The organism is Yoonia sp. (assembly GCF_030731595.1).
GTDB lineage: Bacteria > Pseudomonadota > Alphaproteobacteria > Rhodobacterales > Rhodobacteraceae > Yoonia.
In genome coordinates, this window is record NZ_JANQTS010000110.1 from 1 (window position 1) to 4,696 (window position 4,696).

A 4,696-nucleotide genomic window follows, 5' to 3' on the forward strand; every position below is an offset into this window, starting at 1 on the left:
GGCAGTTTGACGTGCAGCTTGATCTCGCACATCTCGAAGGGGGTCGAGTGCCAGTGCCGCATCAGGTAGCGGATCAGCCCTTCGTCGTTCTGCACCGATTTGGTGCCTTTGCCATAGGACACGCGGGCGGCCTGACAGATCGCCGCATCGTCGCCCATATAGTCGATGACGCGGATGAAGCCGTGGTCCAGCACGTCATAGGCCTTGTAAAGATGCCCTTCCATCCCTTCGGCCACAGCGCGCAGCGTGGGCTTGGCCTGGCTGCGCAGTTCTTCGATTTCGGCCTGTTGTTCGGGGGTGATGGGCATGTGTTTCTCCACAATAACGCACTGAGTCGCGCCACTATAGAAAAAGGGGGGCCGCGACAAAACCTCCTAAGGTGAGCGGGTTGTGGAATAACCGGGAAAGCGCGGTTGACATGGGGGTAGGTAAGCGTGAGTTTCATCGGCGTATCGCACCTCTTACAGGCAGATTTTTGCGCAATTTCATGACGAACCCGGCCAATTCCGCCGCCCGCATTTCAAAGCCCCGCCTTGGATCCCCTCCCGCGTGTCTGCGTGCCTTGCGGCATTTCATGGCCGGATGGGTGGCAATCGTCCTGCTTGTGGCGCATCCGGTACAGGCCCAAACCGCGGTCGATCTGACCGTGGATGAGGCCCGCGCTCTGGCGACCCGCGCAATGTTGGCGGATGAACCGGCGCTGGCGTTGCAGATCGCCCAGACGCTTTTGTCCCAAAACCCCGACGACCGTACCGCTTTGGTGATCGTGGCCGCCGCCGCCCCTCGGCTTGGTGATCCGGCCACCGGACGCCAAGCTGGTGCGCGCGCATGGCGGCTGTCTGACACGGACGATCAAAAGTACGAAGCCGCCCGCCTGACCGCACTGGCCGCCGCGAATGAAGAGCGCTTTACCCTCTCTACCTTCTGGCTCCGCCGCGCTTTGACCGTCGCGCCAAACGCCGCCGAACGCGCCCGCACCACCCAGGACGCCCGCGCCGTGACCCGCCGCAATCCGTGGTCCTCGCAATTCTCGATTTCGCTGGTCCCGTCCAGCAATGTGAACGGCGGGGCAGAAGACGCGACCTCCACAGCCCCCGGCAACCCCACTGGCACCCTGTCCGAGGATGCGCTGGCCTTGAGCGGTTGGCGTGGCTCTTTGAGTTTCGGCACCCAGTACCGGATCCAGGAGGCCGAGCGCAGCCGCACTCTTGTCGGGCTACAGTATCAGAGTTCCAGGGTAAGGATCACCGAAGAGACCACCGTTCCCGATGAGGCCTTTGACACCACCTACTATGAAGTCAACATACGCCATGATCGTATCCTGGAGAACGGATCGCTCTCGTTGCGCGCCACGCGCGGCACATACGAATACCGCGACCTGAACCTGCGCGCCGGAACGACGGAGTTTCAGAAGTTTGATATCCGTCGTATCGGCCTTGACCGCCAAATTCCTCTGTCGGACCGCAGCGCACTGTCACTCTCGGCGACCCGCGAATGGCTTGACTATCTGGCCCCCGGAATCGGAGAGGTTGATCGCAGGATCTTTGGTACCGGCCTCTCCTACCAGCTGGAAAGCCGTGACCGGATCAGCGGCAATTTCACATTGGTCGATAGCGATGGCGAGAGCGTCAACTATACCTCTCAAGAGCGCACGATCTCTTTGGCCTATGCTTGGGCCGAACCCATTGGCCCGATCAGTCTTTCTGCCGGTGGCGGGTTCAAATGGAGCGACTACCCGGATTATCGTCTGCTGCTCCCGGTCGACGGCGGCAGGCAGGACACGACGAGCTTTATCTTCATGAACATCGGCTTCCCAGAGATCGAATACGCCGGTTTCAGCCCCGGTTTGCGCATCGATGCATCGCAAGCCGACAGCAACGTCAGCCGCTTTGACCGGACAACTTTGGCCATCGGCCTGACGATCAATTCGACATTCTGACAAAGGGTTGGGATGGTGCTGTGAGAGAGGATTGAACTCTCGACCTCACCCTTACCAAGGGTGTGCTCTGCCACTGAGCTACCACAGCATCCGTGAGCGGGGGAATTAGACGCAATCGCCCCTTGGTGCAAGCCCTCTCTGGACGGTTTTTGCCCTTGTTGCTAACAGGGCTGTCATGAGCGACAAACACGACAAGAGCAAAGCCGACAAGACCGCCAACAGCCGCGAAGCGCGGTTGAAGGCGGCGCTAAAGGCGAATATGGCCAAACGCAAGGCGCAGGCCCGCGCCCGCGCCGCGACTGCGCCCAAAGAAAAGAAAGAGTAGGCAGGCATGGATTCGATTATCGTCAAAGGCGGCACGCCACTGAACGGCAAGATCGTCATTGCGGGCGCCAAGAATGCAGCCCTTGCCCTGATGCCGGCAACCCTGCTGTCCGAAGAGCCTCTGACGCTGACCAATGCGCCGCGCCTGTCGGACATCAAGACGATGACGGCACTGTTGCAATCGCTGGGCGTAGAAGTGACCGCACTCCAGAACGGCAAGGTACAGGTCCTGTCCTCGCATGCGATGACATCCACGACAGCGGATTATGAAATCGTGCGCAAGATGCGCGCCTCCAACCTCGTACTTGGCCCTTTGCTTGCCCGCCACCATCAGGCTGTCGTGTCCTTGCCCGGCGGTTGCGCCATTGGCGCGCGGCCTATGGATATCCACGTCACGGCACTTGAAGCCATGGGTGCGGAAATCGAACTGAAAGACGGCTATCTGCATGCTGTGGCCAAAGGGGGCCTGAAAGGCGCGCGCGTGCCGCTGCGTTTTGCCTCTGTCGGTGCAACTGAAAACGTGCTGATGGCCGCCACCTTGGCCAAGGGCACCACCGTGATCGAAAACGCAGCCCGCGAGCCTGAAATCGTGGACCTTGCCCAATGTCTGCGCCGCATGGGCGCGCAGATCGAGGGCGAAGGCACCAGCACCATCACCATTCAGGGTGTTGATCGTCTGGGTGCCGCCACCCACCCTGTCGTCACTGACCGGATCGAGCTTGGCACCTATATGCTGGCCCCTGTCTTTGCAGGGGGCGAGGTGGAGTGTCTGGGCGGCAGGCTGGATCTGGTGGGATCATTCGTTGAAAAGCTGGATGCTGCGGGCGTAGATGTCTCCGAAACGCCGGACGGGCTCAAGGTCAAGCGTCGCAGTGACCGTGCCAAGGCCGTCGATATCACAACCGAAGTTTTCCCCGGTTTCCCGACCGACTTGCAGGCGCAGATGATGGCGATGCTGTGTACCGCCGATGGCACTTCGGTGCTTGAGGAAAAGATTTTCGAAAACCGCTTTATGCATGCCCCCGAACTTGTCCGCATGGGGGCCAATATCGAGGTGCAAGGCGGTGTTGCGACCGTGCGCGGTGTGGACCGATTGAAAGGTGCGCCGGTGATGGCCACCGATCTGCGGGCCTCTGTGTCGCTGATCCTTGCCGGACTGGCCGCCGAGGGTGAGACTGTCGTCAGCCGCGTCTACCACCTTGATCGCGGGTACGAGCATGTGGAAGAGAAATTGCGCGCGGTAGGCGCACAGATCGAACGGGTGTCAAAATGACCGAAGATGCACGCTTTGAAGATGGCAGCGAGGCCCCGCTCCGGCTCAAGGCGCTGGACGCCGAAGACCTGCAGGTGATTGCGGCCCTTGTGCAGGATGCGGTCTTTCCCGCCGTTGAAATGAAATGGGACAGCAAGGCGCGGCGCTTTGCCATCCTGCTCAACCGCTTCCGCTGGGAGGACGCACCCCGCGCCGCCGCCCGCAAACGCGGGTTCGAGCGCGTGCAGTCGGTTTTGGCGATTGAAGATGTGATGAAGGTGCAGTCTCAGGGTGTCGATAAATCCGATCCTAATATGGTGTTTTCTCTGCTGTCGGTGGCTTTCATCCCCGGTGAAGATGGTGCCGGACGGGTGGAACTGACCCTTGCGGGTGACGGTGTGATCGCGCTGGAGGTCGAAGCGCTGGAAGTCCTGCTGCGCGACGTCACACGGCCCTATGCGGCTCCATCAGGGAAGGCGCCGGGGCATCCGGAGTAAAAGAGTTTTGGGCGATGATCCTGTTTTCTCGCTTCACAATAAGCAAATGGGCTTTTTTTGACAAAGCCACGGCACGAAGACGTTCTTTCCTTGCTTCCTGCGCAGCTATTTTACAGTGTGCGGTGGCAAGGCAAACGCTTTCCCACGGATCGGCAAACTGGGATGACTTGGGTTTCTTGATGCCAGATGATCAGAAAAAAGTCTGGTTCGGTACTTTCGCTCTGGCAGCGACCCAGCTCTCGATTGCCGTTTTTGCTATTTATTCCTCGAATCAGGACCGGTTGTCTGATGGCGCATGTCTGGGCGGCGTTTTTGGTACTTTGGCCAACGTCGTGATATTTGTGGTGGTTGGGATCGTCTCTTTGGTTCTGACGATCAGATCGCTTTGGGCAAAGACCTGGCACGCGGGACTTGCTCCATTGTATTTCGTGCTGCTGACCAGCTCGTTCAGCATTTTGATAGGGCAGTATGCAGGGCTACGCTGCACAGTCTAGTGCAGTCCAATTCAGTCTTGCCTTGGTTGGCGACGTCACGGATCGCGACTTCAGTTTCGGCTTGGAGCAAAGATCCAGTGGCAAACCGAACCTTCCTTTACCGCTTGACGATCCTCTCCATTGAAGCCACAGCCCCACCCCGCTATGTCGTGGCCCGAAGGAGTTCCCGTGATGCCACAGTTTCTGTCCA

At 59.5% G+C, this 4,696-nt stretch carries 6 protein-coding genes and 1 tRNA gene; 5 read left to right on the forward strand and 2 right to left on the reverse strand.

Going from position 1 to position 4,696, the window contains the following annotated elements; genetic code table 11:
• Positions 1 to 308: FAD-dependent thymidylate synthase (locus tag NWQ23_RS13740; protein ID WP_306166952.1), on the reverse strand; the 308-nt coding region annotated here is incomplete at its 3' end.
• Positions 309 to 574: 266 nt separating this feature from the next.
• Between NWQ23_RS13740 and NWQ23_RS13745 the strand changes: the two genes are divergently transcribed.
• Positions 575 to 1,939, forward strand: coding sequence for a hypothetical protein (locus NWQ23_RS13745; RefSeq protein WP_306166953.1), 1,365 nt, complete (start codon positions 575 to 577; stop codon positions 1,937 to 1,939).
• 13 nt (positions 1,940 to 1,952) lie between these two features.
• On the opposite strand, the gene NWQ23_RS13750 is transcribed toward NWQ23_RS13745, so the two are convergent.
• A tRNA-Thr gene (locus NWQ23_RS13750) sits at positions 1,953 to 2,027 on the reverse strand.
• Positions 2,028 to 2,114: 87 nt separating this feature from the next.
• Here NWQ23_RS13750 and NWQ23_RS13755 point away from each other — a divergent pair.
• The 4 genes from NWQ23_RS13755 to NWQ23_RS13770 are packed head-to-tail and all read left to right on the forward strand — an operon-like array spanning position 2,115 to position 4,506.
• A complete protein-coding gene (locus NWQ23_RS13755) occupies positions 2,115 to 2,264 on the forward strand; it encodes a hypothetical protein (protein ID WP_306166954.1) in 150 nt (49 codons plus the stop codon).
• A gap of 6 nt (positions 2,265 to 2,270) precedes the next feature.
• Positions 2,271 to 3,536 (forward strand): UDP-N-acetylglucosamine 1-carboxyvinyltransferase, encoded by a 1,266-nt coding sequence (gene murA, locus NWQ23_RS13760; RefSeq protein WP_306166955.1) that lies wholly within the window; start codon positions 2,271 to 2,273, stop codon positions 3,534 to 3,536.
• Positions 3,533 to 4,012 (forward strand): DUF2948 family protein, encoded by a 480-nt coding sequence (locus NWQ23_RS13765; protein WP_306166956.1) that lies wholly within the window; start codon positions 3,533 to 3,535, stop codon positions 4,010 to 4,012. The genes murA and NWQ23_RS13765 overlap by 4 nt, the downstream gene beginning before the upstream one ends.
• Positions 4,013 to 4,026: 14 nt before the next feature.
• Positions 4,027 to 4,506: a hypothetical protein gene (locus NWQ23_RS13770; RefSeq protein ID WP_306166957.1), complete on the forward strand. Its 480-nt coding sequence runs from the start codon at positions 4,027 to 4,029 to the stop codon at positions 4,504 to 4,506.
• Positions 4,507 to 4,696: the final 190 nt, after the last annotated feature.

Excerpts from the sequence above, each read along its gene's own strand:
- murA (WP_306166955.1), top strand. The coding sequence starts at position 2,271 with ATGGATTCGATTATCGTCAAAGGCGGCACGCCACTGAACGGCAAGATC.
- NWQ23_RS13770 (WP_306166957.1), top strand. The coding sequence starts at position 4,027 with ATGATCCTGTTTTCTCGCTTCACAATAAGCAAATGGGCTTTTTTTGAC.
- NWQ23_RS13745 (WP_306166953.1), top strand. The coding sequence starts at position 575 with ATGGCCGGATGGGTGGCAATCGTCCTGCTTGTGGCGCATCCGGTACAG.
- NWQ23_RS13755 (WP_306166954.1), top strand. The coding sequence starts at position 2,115 with ATGAGCGACAAACACGACAAGAGCAAAGCCGACAAGACCGCCAACAGC.
- NWQ23_RS13765 (WP_306166956.1), top strand. The coding sequence starts at position 3,533 with ATGACCGAAGATGCACGCTTTGAAGATGGCAGCGAGGCCCCGCTCCGG.